Here is a 21,131-nt window from a genome sequence, read left to right on the forward strand (position 1 = left end):
TATGATTTTGTCAACAAAAAAGACTGCTAAATTCCATGATTTATTTCATAGAAAATAATAGTCTTTCTGTTTGGAGTTTCCAAAAAAAACAAACTAAATCCTCATCAAAGGATGCAGATCCCAAAAAACAAATAACAAATCTTAAACTATTTAAGGATATGATTACAGTACAACCAATACCTCAACTTCAACCTTTGCCCCCTTTGGCAATTCCTTAACAGCAACACAAGATCTTGCTGGCTTGTGATCGCCAAAGAAATCAGAATAAACTTCGTTTACTGCACCAAAGTCCGCCATATCTACCAAGTAAACAGTAGTTTTAACTATATTAGTTAAGTCAGCACCAGCTTCAGTAACCACAGCCTTAACGTTCTTTAACGACTGTTCAGCTTGAGCCTTTATATCACCTTCAACTAATGCTCCAGTTTCTGGAACCAATGGAATTTGTCCAGAACAATATACTACATTACCCGCCTTTATTGCCTGTGAATATGGTCCAACAGCTGCTGGAGCCTTATCTGTGAAAATAACTTCTGACATAATTTTTTCCTCCTAAAAATCACTTTATCTTTCACAATAATTATAACACTTTTTTGACTGTCAATACAATAAAAAAATGTTTTTTTATATAAATTCTACTTTTATTCCGTTTTCAATAAAATCTGACTTAATTCTATTAATTTGGTCAAAATCTATTGTTTCTATTGTCGCTTCAACTATTTGTTTTTTAACAAATTTTCCCTCTGCCAGCTTTTCCTGAGAAATATTCAATATATTGGCTCCATTGTTTGCTATTATTGAAACCAATTTTGACAATGAACCTGGAACATCAGGTATTTCAGCAATAAAACTTATCCTTCTACCTTGTTTTTTCAATGCAACGCTCATTATTCTGTAAAGAGTGTTTATGTCAATATTTCCACCAGAAACAACGCAAACAACATTTTCCCCTTTATTTGGAACGTATTTTCCGGAAAGTAACGCAGCAGTACTTACTGCACCAGCACCTTCAGACACCAATTTCTGATTTTCCATCATAAACAAAATTGCTTCTGCTATCTCCTCTTCTGTAACTGTTATAACCTGATCCACGTTCTTTGAAATAATATCAAATGTCAAATCTCCAGGAGTTTTTACTGCAATACCATCTGCTATAGTTATATCATTAAATGCTGACGTTACCTTTCCAGCTTCAAATGATACCTTCATTGAAGGAATATTTGCTGTCTGAACACCAATAATTTTGATATCTGGATTTAATCCCTTTAAAGCAGTTGCAATACCAGCAATAATACCACCTCCACCGATTGGTACAATTACAGTATCTACCTCTCCGCTTCTCTGCTCGAATATTTCAAGACCAATTGTTCCTTGACCTGCAATGACATATTTATCGTTAAATGGATCCAAGAATGTCGCACCTGTTTCAGCTTGTATCTCCTTGGCCTTTGCCAGTGCATCATCATATACATTTCCGTTTAAAACAACGTTTGCACCATAGCTCTTTGTTGCAGCCACCTTTGATAGAGGCGCATTTGCAGGCATACATATCGTAGCCTTGATTCCTGCTTGCTTTGCCCCCAATGCAACACCTTGAGCATGGTTTCCGGCACTTGATGCTATAACACCATGTGATTTTTCTTCTTCAGTCAAACTCGCAATCTTATTGCAAGCACCTCTCACCTTAAAAGAACCTGTTCTCTGCAAGTTTTCACACTTATAAAATATTCTGGCACCAGTTTTTTCAGACAGTCTAACGTTTTCAAGAATATCAGTTTCAAGAATGATATCCTTAATTACCTCTCTAGCGTTTTGAATGTCTTTCAAAGTTACTTTTTCCATGATAAACCACCTTCTCTTTGATTATTGATATTTAATTGATATTTATTAATATTTTTTACACACTAATACTGCGCATAGTCAAAACTCTACGCAATATTAATGCATAATAAAATCATACTAAACAAATTGGCTATTCTATAGCCTTTGCTATCTACCCATTCTCTTTGTCACAAACTTCTTGGCTATAGTCTTTTTATTTTTAGCAACAGCCTGTTCATGTCCAGGAAATATTATTTTAGGATTTTCAATATTTTTTCTATAAACAGTAAATTTAGATCCTATTGCCTGAACAAACTCACAGCGCAATTTTTCACATACAAAATTTGCACACTCCTTGGCATCAAGCCCAGAGTTTTCCAGTATATTAACCTTTACTAGCTCTCTGGCTCTCAGCATATCATCAAGTGACTCTAGAAAGTCCGTGCTCACACCATCTTTACCTATCTGAGTAATCGGCTTCATACTATTTGCCAAAGACTTCAAATACGCTCTTTGTTTTCCCTTTAACACTTTGCTCCTCCATTAATATCTTTAATTGTAGAATTCGAATTCGAGTTCATATATCTTAACCGAATCACCATCTTCAATCCCCATGGCTCTCAGCTTATCGAACACACCACGAGATTCCATTTGATTTTGGAAGTACTGAAGTGACTCTACATCATCAAAGTTTACAGAATACATTATTCTTCTCAATTCCTTGCCTTTAACAACATATACTCCATTTTCATCAACTTCAATAAACAATCCCTCATCTTCATTTACATCATCTTCTGGTCTATAGATTTCATCCTCAGATACAAGCTCAATTTCACTTGATTCTGCCAATACCTGAACAACCCTATCTATAACCTCATCAACACCTTCTCTTGTCGCTGCAGACATCTTGAATACTTCATATCCATTATCCTCTAGATTTTTCTTAAAATCAGCATAAATACTGTCGTCGAACAACAAATCTGATTTATTTGCAACCACAATCTGCGGTCTTTTTGCCAATTTTTCATTATATAATTTAAGCTCCGAGTTAATCTTTTCAAAGTCTTCAATAGGATCTCTACCCTCAATACCTGAAATATCTACAATATGAATAAGCACTTTTGTCCTTTCAACATGTCTCAGGAAATCGTGTCCTAGTCCAACTCCATCTGCTGCACCCTCTATTATTCCAGGAATATCAGCCATTACAAAACTTTCACCATGTCTAGTCTTTACAACTCCTAGATTAGGAGTAATTGTAGTGAAATGGTAGTTTGCAATTTTGGGTTTCGCTGAGGTAACAATAGAAAGAAAAGTTGATTTTCCGACATTAGGGAAGCCTAATAATCCAACATCTGCTATCATCTTCAATTCAAGCACAATCCATCTTTCCTGTCCATCAGTTCCTGATTTTGCAAATGCAGGAGCTTGCCTAACAGCATTAGCAAAATGCTGATTTCCTTTTCCACCAAAGCCACCCTTTGCAACCACAATTCTGTCGCCACTATTTTTCAAATCTGCGATAACCAGACCTGTTTTTTCATCTCTAATAATTGTCCCTTCAGGCACCTTTAATAAAAGATCTTCACCATTTTTGCCGGCTCTTCTTTTCTTTGAACCATCTTCACCACTTGGTGCAGAATACTTTGTTTTATATTTAAAGTCCATAAGAGTTCTCAGTGCTCCATCAGCTTCAATAATAATACTGCCGCCTCTACCACCATCTCCACCATCTGGTCCACCTGCAGGTACATATTTTTCACGCCTAAATGAAACGGATCCATTTCCTCCGTTACCGGCCTTGACAAATATTTTCGCCTTGTCTACAAACATATGCCGTGTCCTTTCTAAATACTATCATCTATTATTTTACCACTTTTCGTGATTTTTTTCTCTATTTTTTTATATCTTTACAATACTCATCTTTACAAAAAATAAGAGCTATCAAAGTGATAGCTCTATCATTGTATTATTCAGCCAATTCTACTGGATATATACTTACTTTCTTTCTCTTCTTGTCCAATCTTTCAAATTTAACTTTTCCTTCGATTAGTGCAAATAAAGTGTCATCTCCACCCTTACCAACATTAGTTCCTGGATGAATCTTTGTACCTCTCTGTCTAACTATTATAGAACCAGCAGTAACAACTTGACCATCATATCTCTTTACACCAAGTCTCTTTGAGATAGAATCTCTACCGTTCTTAGAAGAACCTACCCCTTTTTTAGATGCAAGAAGCTGTAAATTCATTTTTAACATCTGGAGTCACCCCCTACTTCTCAAATATTTTTATATTTTTTGGATATTCTTTACTAATTTCCTCCAAAGCAAGTCTCAAATGTCTCAATAGCAACTGTGATTTTTCGATATCCTTCTCAAACAATTCAAGAATTATATTTCCATCCTCTGCCACTATTTTTTTGGGACTGACTTTCAACAGGCTATCTAGCGAGTTAATAACTGCAATAGAATTGCTTGTAACAGCCGAACAGACAATGTCATATCCAAATTCATCATAACCTGCATGACCTTTTAACTCAAAGCCTATTATTCTCTCTTTTTCATCATAATAAAAGATTGCTTTTATCATATTATCTTATTAAGCGTTAATCTTTTCAACTACTAACTTAGTATATAGCTGACGATGACCGTTCTTTCTTCTATAGTCTTTTTTTGGCTTATACTTATAAACGATAATCTTCTTATCTTTACCCTGTTCCAAAACCTTAGCCTGAACAGATGCGCCTTCAACTACAGGAGTACCTAACTTAAGTTCACCGTTATTAACTGCTAATACTTCGTTTAAAGTTATAACATCACCTTCGTTAGCCTCTAGCTTTTCAACGAAAAGAACATCACCTTCAGAAACCTTATACTGCTTTCCTCCAGTTTTCACTATAGCGTACATATATACACCTCCTTGTTCTCAAACTCGCCGGATCAGGTATTTACAATATGTAAAATTTTGTGCCAAGCACTACAAAAAGTGTGCAGCTACCTCTACCGTGCGGCATTACCTTAATATTATACTAAATCGACTGCCAAGAGTCAATATATTTCATAAATAATTTTTGAAAATGTTAATTCGCAAAGTAAATTCTAGTAAATTGATAAAAGTAGAATTTACCTAATTTTTGAAAACTAATAATTTTTACTGATTCGCTTGATTTTTCGGTAGCTTAACTTGAGCTGCTACAACCGCAACTGCCATTATTATACATCCCAAAATCTCTCTTTTAGTCAACATTTCACCTAGAATCAAAACTCCGGCAATTACTGATATTCCCGATTCTGTACTCATAATCAATGATGAAACAGTCGGCTGCAAATTCTTCTGTGCCACAATCTGCAAAGTAAATCCTATTCCACTTGAAAACAACCCAGTATAAAGTATTGCCACACCAGCAGACATTACACCTTGAACAGTAACTGTTTCAAGGAATAGCATCGCTATAAAGGAAAGTGTACCAGATGTTATGAATTGTATCATTGAAAGCTTAATCGCATCTGCCTTTGGTGCAAATAAATCTATTGCAATAATCTGAAGTCCAAAGAAAATAGCTGAAAGGAATACAAAAAAATCACCTTTTTCAATGATGAATCCTTCCTTAATTGACAGCAGATATAATCCAACTGCGGCAACCAATACACAAAGCCACATTTTGCCATTTACCTTTCTCCCATAAAACATTCCCATAATAGGTACCAAGACTATATACATCGTAGTAATAAAACCAGCTTTTGATGCTGTCGTGCTTACCATTCCTATCTGCTGTGTGCTCATTGCGAGAAACAATGCTGTTCCAGTAACCAATCCACCAGTTATAAGCGGTTTATCCTTATACCATTTATACTTATTTTCCTCGGCTACCAATTCTGTCGACCTCTTATTTCTTTGTGAAAAGAAAAAATTCATGGCGAATAAAAACAAAACGCACACTCCACATCTGAAAAAATTAAATGCAAATGGTCCAATATGTTCCATTCCTGTTTTTTGAAATACGAATGCAACTCCCCAGATTATAGAAGTGAACATGAGAAGTGTCGCACCTTTTAGTTCTCTCTTCCTTTGATTATCCATTATAAATCCTCCTACAAAATAACAATTACACCCAAATTAACTGACGGTAAACAAAGGTGTTTTTTCACAAGAAAAAGGGCATCGCATCAGCAATAACCCTTATAATCATATATAAAATATTCTTTTCAATATAGTTTGCCTATATGTCCATGAAAATACTTCCTAGTTTTTCTAAGATACTTTCATCGTTTCAAGCATCCTACACACATATCTTAACATAGTCTTTCCTATATTTCAATACTCTTTCGATATATTTTTTAAATTTTTACTTCACAACAATATTTACCAATTTAGAAGGAATTGAAACGACTTTTACTATCGATTTTCCTTCAATAAACTCCTTCACTCTATCATCTGAAAGTGCAGATTCTTTCATTTCATCTTCGGTAATTTCAACAGGAACCATTATTTTACTTCTAACTTTTCCATTTACCTGAACAACTATTTCAATTTCATCCAATTGTATTGCAGATTCATCATATTTTGGCCAAGAAATATCAAACACGCTTCCCTCTTTGCCAATCATTGTCCATAGCTCTTCACCAAGATGTGGTGTAAATGGTGCAATTATAACTACAATAGCTTCAAGAGCTTCTTTCAGAACTGCTTCATTTCTATTATCAAGCTCTTTATACTTGTATAGTTCGTTGACCAATTCCATCAATGATGCTATTGCCGTATTAAAACCGAATTTAACACTTAAATCCTCAGTAACCTTCTTCATTGTTGAGTTTGTCTTGGCTCTCATCTCTTGATCCTGTTTATTCAATTCTCCAAATTCAACGTCTTTTCCAGCCAAGTAAGACAACTCATCCACTACTCTGTACACTCTATTTATAAACTTAAAGCAACCCTCTACGCCCGCATCAGACCAATCCAAGTCTCTTTCAGGTGGTGCAGCAAATAAAATAAACAATCTGGCAGTATCAGCACCAAATTTTTCTATTATTTCCATTGGAGATATTGTATTGCCCTTTGATTTCGACATTTTACTTCCATCCATCAATACCATACCTTGAGTTAGTAAATTCTGGAATGGCTCATCATGTACAGTCCAGCCCATTTTCTTAAATGCCTTTGTAAACCACCTAGCGTACAATAAATGAAGAATTGCGTGTTCAACACCACCAATATACTGGTCAACAGGCATCCATTTGTTCACTATATCTGAATCAAATACATTTTCCTCATTTTTATTGTCAATATATCTCATAAAGTACCAAGAAGAGTCGACAAATGTATCCATAGTATCTACTTCTCTTCTCGCTGGCTTTCCACATTTTGGACAAGTGCAAGACTTAAATGACTCTGATGTTGTAAGTGGAGATTCTCCCCTTCCAGTAAATTCAACATCTGTTGGCAATAACACAGGTAGATCAGCATCGTCAACTGGAACTATTCCACAATCGTCGCAGTATACCACAGGTATTGGACAGCCCCAATATCTCTGTCTAGATATCAGCCAGTCTCTCAATCTGTAATTTGTCTTTTTGTTCCCTTTTCCTTCGCTTTCAAGCTTTTCAATAATGCCGTCAAATGCTTCTTCCTTTGTCATTCCATTAAATTCCTGTGAATTGATCATCTTATCATTTTCGTCGATTACAGGAATAATATCGAAATTATACTTAACAGCAAAATCATTATCTCTCTCATCATGTGCAGGTACACCCATTACAGCCCCAGTTCCGTAGTCAGCTAACACATAGTTTGCTACCCAAATTGGAATTTCTTTTCCTGTCAATGGATTTATTACGACCTTACCAATAAATTCGCCCTCTTTTTCAAGGCTCGCAGACTCTCTTTCAATTGAAGATAAAGAATGAATTTTTGTTAGGAAATTATCCAAAACAGCTTCATATTCTGTTCCCTTTACTAGTTCTCTGGCAAGTGGAGCTTCTGGCGCAACGACCATAAAAGTAGTTCCATATACAGTATCAGGTCTAGTTGTATAAACAGTAATTGTTTCATCGCTATCTTTAATTTTAAAGTCGATAGTTGCACCATGACTCTTTCCAATCCAGTTTCTTTGCATTAACTTAACCTTTTCTGGCCAACCATCAAGCTTATCCAAATCCTTCAACAAATCCTCAGCAAAATCAGTAATTTTAAAATACCACTGCTCTAATTCCTTTTTCTCAACTACTGAGTCGCATCTTTCACAACATCCTTGAACAACCTGCTCATTTGCCAAAACAGTTTCACATGAAGGACACCAGTTAACGAAAGAGTTCTTTTTATATGCCAATCCTTCTTTATAAAATTCCAAGAATATCTTCTGAGTCCATTTATAGTATTCAGGAGTCGATGTCGTTACCTCTCTGTCCCAATCATAGCTTAAACCAAGCACATTCAACTGTTCTTTCATTTCTTCTATATTTGACATAGTCCAAATATGAGGATGAATTCCATTTTTTATAGCTGCATTTTCTGCAGGTAATCCAAATGAATCCCATCCCATTGGATGAAGCACATTATAGCCTTCCATTTTTTTAAATCTAGCAACAACGTCACCTATTGAATAGTTTCTAACGTGTCCCATATGGATTTTTCCTGATGGATAAGGAAACATTTCCAAGCAATAGTACTTTGGCTTGCTTTCATCCCTTGTATCCATCTTATATTGGTTGTTGTCTTTCCATTTTGTCTGCCATTTTTTTTCAATTTCTCTAAAATCATATACACTCATATTTTACCTCCAAAACATTAACCCTGATCGAATTTCACAAAACAAATAAATAATTATCCAATAAAAAAACTCGTCACTAAACAATAATTGTCTAGGGACGAGTATATCTCGCGGTACCACCCTAATTAGCCATCTATTAGACAGCTCACTCGGTAAGTCTTTAAACCAACAACGGTTTATGGTTTTATATCGACAAGTTCGATGCAGTCCATTGTTATCTCACAGCAACCGATAACTCTCTGAAAAACTTCCTAACACCTACTACTCCGATCCATATAAAATAATCATCTTTAATTTTCAGATAATTCATATTTATTTAAATTATTTTCTAATGATATCACACAGTATTTATATAGTCAATACTATTTTTAATTTTTTTATTATTTTTAATAATAAATATACAATTTTTTTATTATATATATCTAAAAAATTATTTTTATCAAAAACACCGTATTTTATTATATTAACTCTATGTTTCAAAAACGATAATAACCTATAACTCTACGTATGGTGCATCTTTCCACAACTTCTCTAGATTATAGAAACCTCTGTTTTCTTCATCAAAAACATGAACTATAATGTCACCATAGTCCAAAAGAATCCAATTCTGTGTTTCTCTACCTTCTTTGCCTCTTGGCTCTACACCAATCTCTGTCATTGCATCTTCAACGCTGTCAGCAATGGCCTTCACCTGTCTACTAGACGAACCAGAAGCTATAATAAAATAATCACACAGGCTTGAAACCTTTCCTACATTTAAAACAGCAATATCCTGACCCAACTTGTCATCAATAGCGTCATAGATCAGTTTAGCCATTTTTTCCACTGTCTCCATATTTACCTCCATATTCCAATACCACTTACAAAATCCTTCTTAAATAACCACACTATTTCTAGCTTTTTCTCTATCTTTGATAAGCTTAACATAATAATTTCTTGCTTCAACAGTCCTAGTATGCAAAACGGCTTTTTTACTCAAAACTACAGATATAGTTCCATCTATTGAATGGACGATAGCCTCTTCCAATTCCCCTCCAAAAGCCAATTCTCTTACAACATCAACACCAGGATAATCTCTTCCAACCTCCACAACGTCGGCAATAAAAATTATCTTCTCCAGCAAACTCATGGCGGGTCTACCTGTCGTATGAAATCTTATAGCATTTAGAATTTCATCATCATCGATTCCAAATTCATTTTTTGCTATATACATCCCCAAAATACTATGTGAAAGCGAAGTATTTGTTTTCTCTATGTCATCGAGCTCAATTCCATATTTATGACAATATGACTCTACATCCGAAAACTTCACATATTTCGCCACATCATGTAATATTCCGGCTATCTCAGCCTTTTCCCTATCACCACCATAAATATCACAAAGCTCCATAGCTGATTTTGCAACATTCATTGAATGAACCATTCTTCTCTCTGGCAAATAATCTCTAAGTTTTTCAATCATTTCTGATTTATTCATTACAACTGACTCCTCGTTTGTATAATCCATGTTCATAAATATATTCTTCAACCCTGCTAGGAACAAGGTATTTAATGCTTTTATTTGTCATTACTCTGCTCCTTATATATGTGGAAGAAATCTCAAGTGAAGGTACATATACCAAATCCACATCTGCACAGTAATCGTTTCTAAACCTTTCAACATTTTCTTGTGTTTCCAAAATTCCTATTCCTGGTCTTATGGCACCAATAAATTTTGCCAGCCTAAAGTTTTCTCTAAAATCTTTCCAGCTCTCAATTTGATTTATCGCATCCGATCCAGTGATAAAGTATAGCTCTTCATTGGGGTAAGTTTCCACAATATACCTTAATGTATCTACCGTATAGCTTTGCTCCTTTTTATTAATCTCAAAATCAGAAACGAAAAAATCGTCATTTTTCATGGCTGACAAAACAACCATATTGTACCTATGGAACTTGTCCAAAATAATCTTTTTATGAGGTGGATCGCCAGTTGGAATAAAAACAACTTTGTCTAAATTATACTTGTCCTTGATAAACTCGGCTGTTGCAAGATGAGCATTATGAATAGGATTGAAAGTACCTCCCATTATTCCCAATTTCATCTTCCTATCTGAACCAATAAACGACTCCACTTTTTTGCAATTTTTTTCGTAAGACAGGTCTAACCTTTCTTGTAAATTCATTTCATTATTCCCTTCAGCGCATGATATCTATATTATATCATAATTTCTCAAAAAAAATTAATCATTTTTGTTATCTCTCATCATTTACAAATATACATTTTTGTTATCTCTCATCAATATACAACTTTACAATACAGAAAACACCTATCAGTATACTAATTCCTATCAACAATATATTTTTCATAATCTATCCTTATTCTACCAAATAATCTTAAATTAACCTTTTAATTTCTCTTCTAAAACTCTATCAATCGCCGATTTTATGACATCATAATCAAATCCCTTGTAGGCAAGATGTTGAAATATTTTATTTTTAACCTTAATATATTCTTCTCCACTTATCTTTTTGTATTTTTTTTCAGCCAAATATATTGCATTTTCAAGCTCTAATTCCTCATCTATTGCTGAAACTGCATTTTCGATTTCATCTGAAGAAATACCTTTAGAATATAAATTTTGTTTGATTCTGTTTTTTCCTACTCGTTTGACATTCTGATTATCTCTTACCAACATTTTTGCGTACTTTTCATCGTCAATAAATGCATACGACTTCAAAAAATCTATTACTCTGTCAATTGTTTCTTCATCAAATGAATCTGACAGCTTTTCAATTATTTTTTTCTCTGACTTATTGGATCTACTAAGTGAGTCCAATGCCTTTATTTTCGCCTTCTCAAAATTATCCAATTTTATAATATCCACAAGCTTTTGTCTGTCAATCTCATCGTTTATCTTTAGCTTCATTTTGTACACGAGGCTTATATCCAATGATATCAAGTATTCTCCATCTACAAACAAATTTGCTCTATTCTTATTATTTTTTTGAACCTCTATATTTGAAATCTTGGACATATCAAACCTCTCACACAATGAATTTTTCATATAAAATTATATCATAAATAATAAAAATTATCCTTAAATATTATTTTACATTAACAATTCTATGAATTATAATGTAACATAGGATAAAAAATATATAGCAATAAAATATATAGCAATAAAATATATAGCAATAAATTATATAGTAATAAGTTCTGTAGTAATAAGTTTGTGGTAATAAATCACATGCCAATTATTAACATATCAAATACTTTAACGAAAGAGGTGTACAATGGTTAATTTAACAATGATTGGTACGGGAGGAAATGTTCCCTCTCACACCAGATTCTGTTCCAGTGTATTACTGAATTACAAGGGAGTAAAAATATTAATAGATTGCGGCGAAGGAACTCAAATAGCCATGAAAAAATTCAGCTGTGGTTTTAAAGGAATAGATCTAATTCTCATCAGCCACCTGCATGGCGACCATATAAATGGACTATTGGGACTACTTTCAACGATGGGAAACGCTGAAAAAAGATCCCCTCTTACAATAGTTGGACCTAGTGGCATAAGAAGAGCTATTTCTGCAATGATGATCCTATGGGAGGGACTGCCTTTCGAGTTGCGTGTAATAGAAAATCCAATAGGTAACTTTTCTGTTGTAGGTGATGTTTTAAAGGATATAGAAATAAACACAATCTCTCTAGACCATTCTACAGAGTGTATAGGCTATTCACTTTACTTCACTCGAAGCCGAAAATTCAGTGTTGAAAAAGCTGAAGCAAACTCCGTACCTAAGTATATTTGGAACCATCTACAAAAAGGTAAAACCTATTATATAAATGATAAATTCTATTCACCTGAGGATGTCCTAGAAGATGAAAGAAAAGGTATAAAGCTTAGTTTTATCACTGATACCAGACCAATAGACAGTATTCCTGAGTTTATTTCGGACAGTGATTTATTTATTTGCGAAGCAATGTATGGCGATGATATTGATATTTCAAAGGCAGTCAAAAATAAACACATGACATTTAGAGAAGCCGCAACCCTCGCTTCAAAGGGAAATGTAAAGAAACTATTACTAACTCACTTCTCGCCTTCAATAGATAGTCCCAACGACTATAAAAGCAATGCAACGAGCGTGTTTAAGGACAGCGAAGTTGCAGTCGATGGAATGAGTTTGACAATTTCATATCCAAAGTAAAAAAGAGATTTATTCTCTTTTTTTTTAATTTTATTAAAAAAATTGATGAAAAAAAATTAGTTTTATGTTATTATAAGAATAATCAAAATTTTCGTTTATTACATTTGTTGATTTAGATCCGATTTCGAATCGGATTTTGTTATTATAGGGGAAATGTTAGTTTTATCTCAAACATTTCAATTATTCTGAAAACACGAAATAATTACTAATTAAAGTAACAATTGGAATTTGACTTAAAATATTTTCGCTATAATTTAATAATTCAACACAGTTCAATAAACAGAAAATCAGTCACGGGAGGGAAATATGAGTAGATTATATATTAATACACCAGACGCTGCACAATTAGTTGTAGAAGGTCTATACAAAGATATCGAAAGAAGAATAATAGCAAGCCCCCCTGGAATTTGTCCAGTAGAGGCATCCATTGCATTTCTAAAACTTTGTCATGCACAAACTTGTGGAAAATGTGTACCCTGTAGAGTCGGCTTGGGTAAATTACAGCAACTTATGGAAAACGTTCTAGACAATAAGGCAACAGAGAAAACTCTGGAAATGATTGAGCATACAGCTATTTCCATTATCAATTCTGCAGACTGTGCAATAGGAACTGAAGCCGCCCAAATGGTATTATCCGGAGTAATGGGATTCAGAGATGACTATATTTCGCACATAAAGAAAAACAAGTGCTCTATGGATAGAAATATTTCCGTTCCATGTGTAACACTATGTCCAGCAGGAGTTGATATTCCTGGATACATTGCTCTAGTTGGAGAAGGCAGATATGCCGATGCAGTAAGGCTTGTCAGAAAGGACAACCCATTCCCTACAGCTTGTGCATTGGTATGTGAGCATCCTTGTGAGGCAAGGTGTCGAAGAACTTTTGTCGATGCACCATTGAATATAAGAGGCTTGAAAAAATATGCATCAGATCATGCCGGAGTAGTTCCACCACCACCTTGTGCTGATAGCACTGGCAAAAAAGTTGCCATAGTTGGTGGAGGCCCAAGTGGTTTAAGTGCAGCGTACTATCTATCACTTATGGGACATAAGGTCGAAGTATTTGAAGAAAAAGACAAGCTTGGTGGAATGCTTAGATACGGTATACCAAACTACAGACTACCTAGAGAAAGACTTCAAGAGGATATCGATGCGATACTTGCCACAGGAGTCGAAGTTCATACCAATGTTGAAATTGGAAAAGATTTAAAAATCGAAAAGCTTGCAAATGAATATGATGCTGTATATATCGCAATCGGTGCCCATGACGACAAAAAACTTGGAATCGAGGGTGAAAATTCAAACGGAGTCGTTTCTGCAGTGGAAATGCTGAAAAAAATCGGAGACGAGGATTATCCAGATTTAACTGGAAAACGTGTCGTAGTAATAGGCGGTGGTAATGTCGCAATGGACGTTGCTCGTACGTCAATCAGATGCAATGCTGAAAAAGTAACGATAGCATATAGAAGAAGACAGGAGGATATGACGTGCTTAGTAGAAGAAATCGAAGGTGCTATAGCAGAAGGATGCGATCTACAAACATTAATGTCTCCTGAAAGAATAGAATTTGATGAAAACAACAACACAACTGCTCTATGGGTAAAACCACAAATAGTTGGTGAAATGGACTCCGCTGGTAGACCTAGACCTAGAAATGCAAATAGTGATTCAGTTCGCTTGGAATGTGATCATGTAATAGTGGCGATAGGACAAAATATAGAATCAAAGCATTTTAAAGAATTTGGAATGCCAGTAAAAAGAGGTATTATAGAAGCCCTTAACTCAAGTGAAATAGAAAACCTTCCAGGTGTGTTCGCCGGTGGTGACTGTGTTACAGGTCCAGCTACAGTAATCAAAGCCATCGGTGCCGGAAAGGTTGCCGCTGCAAATATAGATGAATACCTTGGATACAATCACCTAATAAGTGTTGACATTGACCTTCCACATATCAGATGGGATGACAGAAAGCCATGTGCAAGATCAAATATGAAGGAAGTTCCAGTAGACGAAAGAAAAGATAACTTCGATGAAATCGAATACGGTCTGACTGCTGACGAGGCTGCTCAGGAAGCCTCAAGATGCTTGAGATGTGATCATTTCGGATGGGGTAACTTTAGAGGAGGTAGAACATCAAGATGGTAAAATTAACTATAGATAATCAACAAATAGAAGTTAAAGAAGGAACTAAAATAATTGATGCTGCCGTTTTGGCTGGAGTTAAAATCCCTAGGCTGTGTTTCCTTCGAGATTTAAATGAAATTGGCGCTTGTAGAGTCTGCGTCGTTGAAGTGGAAGGCAAGGAAAAATTATTGACATCATGCAATAACGTTGTAAAAGAAGGTATGGTAATAAGAACTAACAGTCCTAAGGTACGAAATGCCAGAAGGACAAACGTTGAATTAATACTATCTCAGCACGACTTTAAGTGTGCCACTTGCGTTAGAAGTGGAAACTGCTCACTTCAGGAAATTTCAAATGATTTAAATGTATTAAATGTAAATTTCGACATAGACTTTGAACAGAGAAGCTGGAATCCCGACTTCCCTCTTCAAAAAGACTTTTCAAAATGTATAAAATGTATGAGATGTATCCAAGTCTGTGACAAGATACAGAGTCTAAATATATGGGATATCGTGAACAGTGGATATCGTACAACGGTGGATGTTTCTTGGAATAGAAATATAGAGCAAGCCGACTGTTCCTTATGTGGACAATGTATCACACACTGTCCAGTCGGTGCATTGATGGTTAGAAATGACATAGACAAGGTATACAAGGCATTAGAAGATCCAGAGCTAATAACAGTTGTTCAGGTGGCACCTGCCGTTAGAACTGCTTGGGCAGAATTTTTGAATGTGGATGACAGCCATGCAACTACTGGATTGATGGTAGCATCTCTAAAAAGAATAGGCTTTGACTATGTCTTTGATACTAATTTCAGTGCAGACCTTACTATAATGGAAGAAGGTACTGAATTCTTGGAGCTATACTCTGAAGGAAACATGAAGTATCCTCTATTCACATCATGTTGCCCTGGTTGGGTGAGATTTATGAAATCTCAGTACCCAGATATGGTTAAATACCTTTCCACATCAAAATCTCCACAGCAGATGTTTGGTGCAGTAGCAAAATCATACTATGCCGACATATTGGGGGTAAATCCAAATAAAATCTTCTGTGTTTCTATAATGCCATGTTCGGCAAAGAAGCATGAGGCTGGAATCCCTTCAATAAATGATTCACAAGCAGATAGAGATGTCGATGTCGTTATAACGACTAGAGAATTGGAAAAAATCATCAAAGCCGAAAATTTGGATTTCACAATGCTAAAAGAAGAATCATTTGATTCCCCACTTGGAATTGGAAGTGGCGCTGGTGCAATATTTGGAGTTACTGGCGGAGTTATGGAAGCTGCGTTGAGATCTGCTTATTTCCTAGTGACTGGTAAGAACCCAGATCCCGATTCATTTAAATCTGTAAGGGGTAATAAAGGCTGGAAGGAGTCAAAATTCAACATAGATGGAAATCAAGTAAATGTGGCAGTTGTCAGTGGTCTTGGAAATGCTAGAAAACTTATGGACAGCATAATTAAGGGTGATGTGAAATATGATTTTGTAGAGGTAATGGCATGTCCCGGTGGATGTTCTGGTGGTGGAGGACAACCTATTAGAGAAGGTATGGAACTCGCTAGCGCTAGAGGAGAAAAGCTATATGATATTGATAGATCAATGTACTTGAGATATTCTCACGAAAATCCATCAATCAAAAAACTGTATGACGACTATCTAGAAAAACCAAGCTCTCACTTGGCTCATAAGCTTCTTCATACTGATCACGAATCATGGGATACTCCTCTTTCACCATTGATAACGATGGTACAGGATGAAAATTTCTTTGACGAGTATTAAATCAAAAGTAGCTAACTCATAAGAGTAACAAATAAAAGGCATACCCACATTCTTCACTAATGATGCACCTCCAAAAGTTAGACCTAAAAATCTAACGGTTAAGAGGGCACATCAAATGAAATGAATGTATGATATGCCTTTTTATTTGTATTTTTTTATTTGTGCCTTCCTTACGAGTTTTGTAAGTAGATTTTTTACTAAAATTTTAATATCTATATTTTCAACAACTTCATTAGCTATCCTTGAAATATGATTTTCTAGTATCCAATCAAGTAAATCAGATGACTATTGTAGTTGATTCACATTATAATCTATATATGATATTTGATTATTATTTTAAACGATTTTATTTACTCTTATTTCCATATTGTATTTCTCTTTCAATTTATCCAATATATGCGCTCTGCTTGTCAGCAGCTTATCATTGAATATCAGCTCATGTTTAAACTCTGCACCAGCTTCTACAAATTTTTCAATACATTCTTTTAGCCCCCCCACTCCATCTATTGAATAAATATTCAAGATATTTTTGTTTAAATGGTATTTTGTATAAATGAGAAGTCGCTCTAGATCATCAATCAAGGAATCATCTGATTTTATATCAGAAATTCCGTCCTTCAAATAATAGCTCTCAAATGAGTCATTTTTTCTCATTCTTGAAATTTCCAGCAGACCAAGCTTCGTAAACCCATGAATTTTACTTTTTCTATCGTCGCATCCAAATTTTCTGTTCATTTCATCTATGATTTTTTCTCTATTTTCCTCTTTTTTCATATCGATAAAATCTACCAAAATTATTCCAGAAATATCTCTTACCATAATTTGATCTGAAATTTCGGATGCTGCAGATAAGTTTATATTTAGTATTGTGTTTTCGTAATCTCCAGTTCCTATATTTCTACCTGAATTCACATCCACAACAGTCATAGCCTCAGTCTTATCAATCACAATATATGCTCCCTTATCCATCCAAATCTTTCTAGCTTTGTATTTTTTCAGCATATTATTAATACCATATGACTCAAAAACATCTACTCCAGACAACTTGACAATTTTGGTAAGATTTTCTCTGCCATCTCCCTTAACAATATTTTTGATATCCTCTAGAAAAATTTCGTCTTTGGCAAAACTCCCCTCAAACGAGCAAACAATTTTCTCTACGTTATCACCAAAATTAAATTCAATAAACTTTAATATCTCTCCGCCACTACTGAATATGCACTCAGGTTCAAATTTCTGTTCATATAATCGTTGAATATCAGCATATTCCTTACATACCTTTTCAATGTCTTTTTTTAGTCTGTCCTTTTCCAAACCAATAGACTCTGTTCTGATAATAAATCCACGTTTTACGTTCAGCTCAGAAATTATCTCTTCCACAATACTTCCCAATCTATTACGCTCATGTGAGGATTTTATCTTGCTCGAAAAAAGTATTTTTTCGCCATTTGATACCAAAACGACATATCTTCCCTGTATGCTTATATCTGTGGAAAACTTTGCTCTTTTTAGCCCCTTTTCTTCCTTTATCAGCTGAACCATCACATTGTCGCCGATATTCAGAGAACTATTGGGATATAATGCTTCAAGCTTATTTAAATTTTCTAGCTTCAAAAATCCATTATTTTCACCGCCATAATCAATAAATACGGCATCCATAGAAGGTATTTTTTTCACTATTTTGGCTCTATAAATATTGTTTATCCTGTTGTTTGAAAAATTACTTTCAATAATTATCTTCTCGAATTTTCCATTATTTATCACAGCTAGCTTTTTTGCATTCACAAAATTTTCAATAACAAATTGCTTCATAATACACCTAATTTCTATATTGGGCTTACCAGTTCACCTTGCTCGACAAAATACAAATCATTTCTGATAACATCAACTTCCAAAGGATCGATCGAAACGTCCAGCAGCTCAATTAATTTAGGCAAAAATACGTTTGTATTTAGATTTTTTATCGAACCTGTTGAGATTATTGAATTTATTGTTATTTTATCATCCTCAACAGATTTCACTTCCAAGCTTTTTATCATAGGTATGATATCCATCTCGACTAATTTTCCTTTTTTGTTCTTCTTCGTAACATTCAACATATCCAATGACAGTATTTTATCAATTTTATCACTTACTTCAGACTTTGTAAAATTATCCACATTTTCAATAACAAAATCGTAATTCCCGTATTCAATATTACCTGCCAAAGATTTTACGCCAGTTTGTATTTCCACACATTTGATAAAGTCCATACCTTCTGGCAACTGGTTGTTAATCTTTTCCACCAATAATTCTGGAGATATATCATCCTCGATTTCAATATCTACATATTCTCCATGGCTTTCTACCCCCAAAGCAAGTGCATTACCATAGCTCATTTTGGGATGAGGATTAAATCCCTGCGAGTATGATAGCCTGACCGCTGCCCTTCTGAATACCCTTTGAAATAGACGTTGAACGTCTAGGTGAGAAATATATTTCATATCGCCCAGCTTTGTAAATTTAATTCTCATTATTTTAGACATTAACACAATCCCCTTCCAATATCATTAACATTGACTCCACAGCCCTTACATCCCCACCTGCAATCTTCAGTCAATTCATTATTCTTGGCTTTCTCATTTTCTCTGATTAAGAACGCCTTTGTTACACCTACATCTATATGATCCCATGGCAATACTTCTTCGTAGCTTCTCTCCCTATGAGCATAAAAACTAGGATCCAAGCCACAAGCATCAAAGCATCTCATCCATCTATCAAAATCAAAATGCTCTGACCAACCGTCAAATTTAGAACCATTATTAAATGCTTCCAATAGTACCTTTCCGAGCCTTCTATCTCCTCTGGAGAAAATAGCTTCCATCAAGCTAGATTTCGATTCATGATAGTTGTATTTTATATTTCCATTTCTCAATCTTCCAACAAGATATTTTTGCTTCTCTCTTATTTCCTCCTGAGTATCTTGTCCATGCCACTGAAATGGTGTAAAAGCTTTTGGCACAAAGGTTGAAGTTGATACAGTTACCCCAAATTTATTTCTCAATTTACCACCATTTATATCTCTGTAAATATCAATAACCTCATAAGCCAAATCTCTAATTCCATCCAAATCCTCATATGTTTCAGTAGGTAATCCAATCATAAAGTACAGCTTCACACTGTTCCATCCCATCTGAAATGCCTTGCCAACAGCATTTCTCAAATCCTCTTCAGTAACTCCTTTGTTGATTACATCTCTCATTCTCTGAGAACCTGCTTCTGGAGCAAAAGTTAGTCCAGTTTTTCTTACCTGTTGAATCTTTTCAGCAATTTCCATCGAGAAATTATCAAGTCGCAAGGATGGTAAAGATACGCCTATATTCTGAGATGCATACTCATCAACCAAGAAATCTGTTATCTCTTCAATATGACTATAGTCACTTGTGCTCAAGGATGACAATGAAATTTCATCATATCCAGTATTTTTTATCATATTATCGACTATTCCTTTCAATCTGTCGACAGTTTTCTCTCTAATTGGTCTATATATCATACCAGCCTGACAAAACCTACAACCTCTCGTACAGCCTCTAAACAATTCCAAAACAATTCTATCATGAATAGTTTCTATAAAAGGAACAATCATTTTCTCCGGATACTCAATTGCATCCATATCAGTTATTATTCTCTTTCTAGGATTTTTAGGAGCATTTTCATTTATCACCTTCAATTCAGAAATAGTTCCGTCTTGATTGTATTCAAATTCGTAAAACGAAGGTATATAAACACCATCAATTTCTGATACCAGCTCTAAAAAATCTCTTTTCGTCTTCCCATTGTTGTATGGGTCAGTTTTCATCCAATCAATATATGCCCGAACGACTTCTCTATTCAATTGCTCCCCTTCACCAAGAAGAGCTATATCAACAAAGTCAGCCATAGGTTCAACATTATACGCACACGAACCACCCACCATAACAAGAGGACATTTTTCATCTCTGTCCTTTGAAAGTAGTGGAATATTTGCCAAATCAAGCATATTTAAAATATTTGTATAACAGAGCTCATATTGTAGAGAAAATACCACAAAATCAAAATTAGTTATTGCCTCCCTCGATTCAAGAGCAAATAGAGGAATATTGTTTTCTCTCATCTTTTCTTCCATGTCTACTGATGGAGCATATACTCTTTCACAATACACGTCTTCATCTTGATTCAACGAATTATACAAGATATGAGACCCAAGATGGCTCATCCCCACCTCATAAACATCTGGAAAACAATGAGCATATCTTATCAAGTTTTCATCATTTGTATCCTTGTGGATTGTATTTGTTTCATTTCCCAAATATCTCGCTGGTTTTTCTACTTTCTTTAGAATCTTTCCAAGATCTACCTTAGCAATCTCTTTATTCAATCTTTTATTTATTTTATTCACTATTATAAACCTTTCCAAATAAC

General features: G+C 34.8%; 19 protein-coding genes and 1 other annotated feature. Of the genes, 3 read left to right on the forward strand and 16 right to left on the reverse strand.

Features of this window, described 5'->3' with window-relative positions:
• Window positions 1–162 precede the first annotated feature (162 nt).
• The 13 genes from FYJ71_RS09565 to recX form a co-directional block, all read right to left on the reverse strand.
• Window positions 163–540 carry a RidA family protein gene (locus FYJ71_RS09565; protein ID WP_091993740.1) on the reverse strand — a complete coding sequence of 126 codons (378 nt, stop codon included), beginning with the start codon at window positions 538–540 and terminating at the stop codon, window positions 163–165.
• A gap of 84 nt (window positions 541–624) precedes the next feature.
• Entirely contained in the window at window positions 625–1,842 is a 1,218-nt protein-coding gene (gene ilvA, locus FYJ71_RS09570) for a threonine ammonia-lyase (protein WP_154538640.1), read from the reverse strand.
• A gap of 147 nt (window positions 1,843–1,989) precedes the next feature.
• Window positions 1,990–2,352 carry a YhbY family RNA-binding protein gene (locus FYJ71_RS09575; protein WP_320798450.1) on the reverse strand — a complete coding sequence of 121 codons (363 nt, stop codon included), beginning with the start codon at window positions 2,350–2,352 and terminating at the stop codon, window positions 1,990–1,992.
• A gap of 21 nt (window positions 2,353–2,373) precedes the next feature.
• Window positions 2,374–3,654, reverse strand: coding sequence for a GTPase ObgE (gene obgE, locus FYJ71_RS09580; protein ID WP_154538641.1), 1,281 nt, complete (start codon window positions 3,652–3,654; stop codon window positions 2,374–2,376).
• Window positions 3,655–3,790: 136 nt separating this feature from the next.
• A complete protein-coding gene (gene rpmA / locus FYJ71_RS09585; RefSeq protein ID WP_091993747.1) occupies window positions 3,791–4,081 on the reverse strand; it encodes a 50S ribosomal protein L27 in 291 nt (96 codons plus the stop codon).
• A 13-nt stretch (window positions 4,082–4,094) separates the two neighbouring features.
• A complete protein-coding gene (locus FYJ71_RS09590; protein WP_154538642.1) occupies window positions 4,095–4,412 on the reverse strand; it encodes a ribosomal-processing cysteine protease Prp in 318 nt (105 codons plus the stop codon).
• A gap of 9 nt (window positions 4,413–4,421) precedes the next feature.
• On the reverse strand, window positions 4,422–4,730 hold the full coding sequence (gene rplU, locus FYJ71_RS09595) for a 50S ribosomal protein L21 (protein WP_091993750.1): 309 nt from the start codon (window positions 4,728–4,730) through the stop codon (window positions 4,422–4,424).
• A 243-nt stretch (window positions 4,731–4,973) separates the two neighbouring features.
• A complete protein-coding gene (locus FYJ71_RS09600; RefSeq protein ID WP_154538643.1) occupies window positions 4,974–5,903 on the reverse strand; it encodes a DMT family transporter in 930 nt (309 codons plus the stop codon).
• Window positions 5,904–6,168: 265 nt separating this feature from the next.
• Complete coding sequence (leuS, locus tag FYJ71_RS09605) at window positions 6,169–8,589, reverse strand: leucine--tRNA ligase (RefSeq protein ID WP_154538644.1); 2,421 nt, start codon at window positions 8,587–8,589, stop codon at window positions 6,169–6,171.
• Between the two features lie 90 nt (window positions 8,590–8,679).
• Window positions 8,680–8,873 (reverse strand) — a binding site (T-box leader).
• A 209-nt stretch (window positions 8,874–9,082) separates the two neighbouring features.
• Window positions 9,083–9,424, reverse strand: coding sequence for a ribosome silencing factor (gene rsfS / locus FYJ71_RS09610; RefSeq protein ID WP_154538645.1), 342 nt, complete (start codon window positions 9,422–9,424; stop codon window positions 9,083–9,085).
• 39 nt (window positions 9,425–9,463) lie between these two features.
• The gene (gene yqeK / locus FYJ71_RS09615; RefSeq protein ID WP_154538646.1) at window positions 9,464–10,066 is read right to left on the reverse strand and encodes a bis(5'-nucleosyl)-tetraphosphatase (symmetrical) YqeK; all 603 of its coding nucleotides are present in this window, start codon (window positions 10,064–10,066) and stop codon (window positions 9,464–9,466) included.
• On the reverse strand, window positions 10,059–10,754 hold the full coding sequence (gene nadD / locus FYJ71_RS09620; protein ID WP_154538647.1) for a nicotinate-nucleotide adenylyltransferase: 696 nt from the start codon (window positions 10,752–10,754) through the stop codon (window positions 10,059–10,061). The genes yqeK and nadD overlap by 8 nt, the downstream gene beginning before the upstream one ends.
• 216 nt (window positions 10,755–10,970) lie before the next feature.
• Complete coding sequence (gene recX, locus FYJ71_RS09625; RefSeq protein WP_154538648.1) at window positions 10,971–11,606, reverse strand: recombination regulator RecX; 636 nt, start codon at window positions 11,604–11,606, stop codon at window positions 10,971–10,973.
• A 259-nt stretch (window positions 11,607–11,865) separates the two neighbouring features.
• Between recX and FYJ71_RS09630 the strand changes: the two genes are divergently transcribed.
• The 3 genes from FYJ71_RS09630 (at window position 11,866) to FYJ71_RS09640 (ending at window position 16,691) form a co-directional block, all read left to right on the forward strand.
• Complete coding sequence (locus FYJ71_RS09630) at window positions 11,866–12,783, forward strand: ribonuclease Z (RefSeq protein WP_154538649.1); 918 nt, start codon at window positions 11,866–11,868, stop codon at window positions 12,781–12,783.
• A gap of 306 nt (window positions 12,784–13,089) precedes the next feature.
• On the forward strand, window positions 13,090–14,925 hold the full coding sequence (locus FYJ71_RS09635) for an NAD(P)-binding protein (protein ID WP_154538650.1): 1,836 nt from the start codon (window positions 13,090–13,092) through the stop codon (window positions 14,923–14,925).
• On the forward strand, window positions 14,919–16,691 hold the full coding sequence (locus FYJ71_RS09640) for an NADH-dependent [FeFe] hydrogenase, group A6 (protein WP_154538651.1): 1,773 nt from the start codon (window positions 14,919–14,921) through the stop codon (window positions 16,689–16,691). The genes FYJ71_RS09635 and FYJ71_RS09640 overlap by 7 nt, the downstream gene beginning before the upstream one ends.
• A 336-nt stretch (window positions 16,692–17,027) precedes the next feature.
• Here the strand turns inward: FYJ71_RS09640 and FYJ71_RS09645 are convergent, their stop codons facing one another.
• Genes FYJ71_RS09645 through FYJ71_RS09655 form a run of 3 tightly spaced genes read right to left on the reverse strand, consistent with a single transcriptional unit; the run spans window position 17,028 to window position 21,075 of the window.
• The gene (locus tag FYJ71_RS09645; RefSeq protein WP_154538652.1) at window positions 17,028–18,503 is read right to left on the reverse strand and encodes a ribonuclease E/G; all 1,476 of its coding nucleotides are present in this window, start codon (window positions 18,501–18,503) and stop codon (window positions 17,028–17,030) included.
• A 14-nt stretch (window positions 18,504–18,517) separates the two neighbouring features.
• Window positions 18,518–19,216 (reverse strand): TIGR03936 family radical SAM-associated protein, encoded by a 699-nt coding sequence (locus FYJ71_RS09650; RefSeq protein WP_154538653.1) that lies wholly within the window; start codon window positions 19,214–19,216, stop codon window positions 18,518–18,520.
• A complete protein-coding gene (locus tag FYJ71_RS09655; RefSeq protein ID WP_328597756.1) occupies window positions 19,216–21,075 on the reverse strand; it encodes a TIGR03960 family B12-binding radical SAM protein in 1,860 nt (619 codons plus the stop codon). The genes FYJ71_RS09650 and FYJ71_RS09655 overlap by 1 nt, the downstream gene beginning before the upstream one ends.
• Between the last annotated feature and the right edge of the window lie 56 nt (window positions 21,076–21,131).

Origin of the sequence: Peptostreptococcus porci (assembly GCF_009695815.1) — a bacterium.
Taxonomy (GTDB): Bacteria; Bacillota; Clostridia; order Peptostreptococcales; family Peptostreptococcaceae; genus Peptostreptococcus; species Peptostreptococcus porci.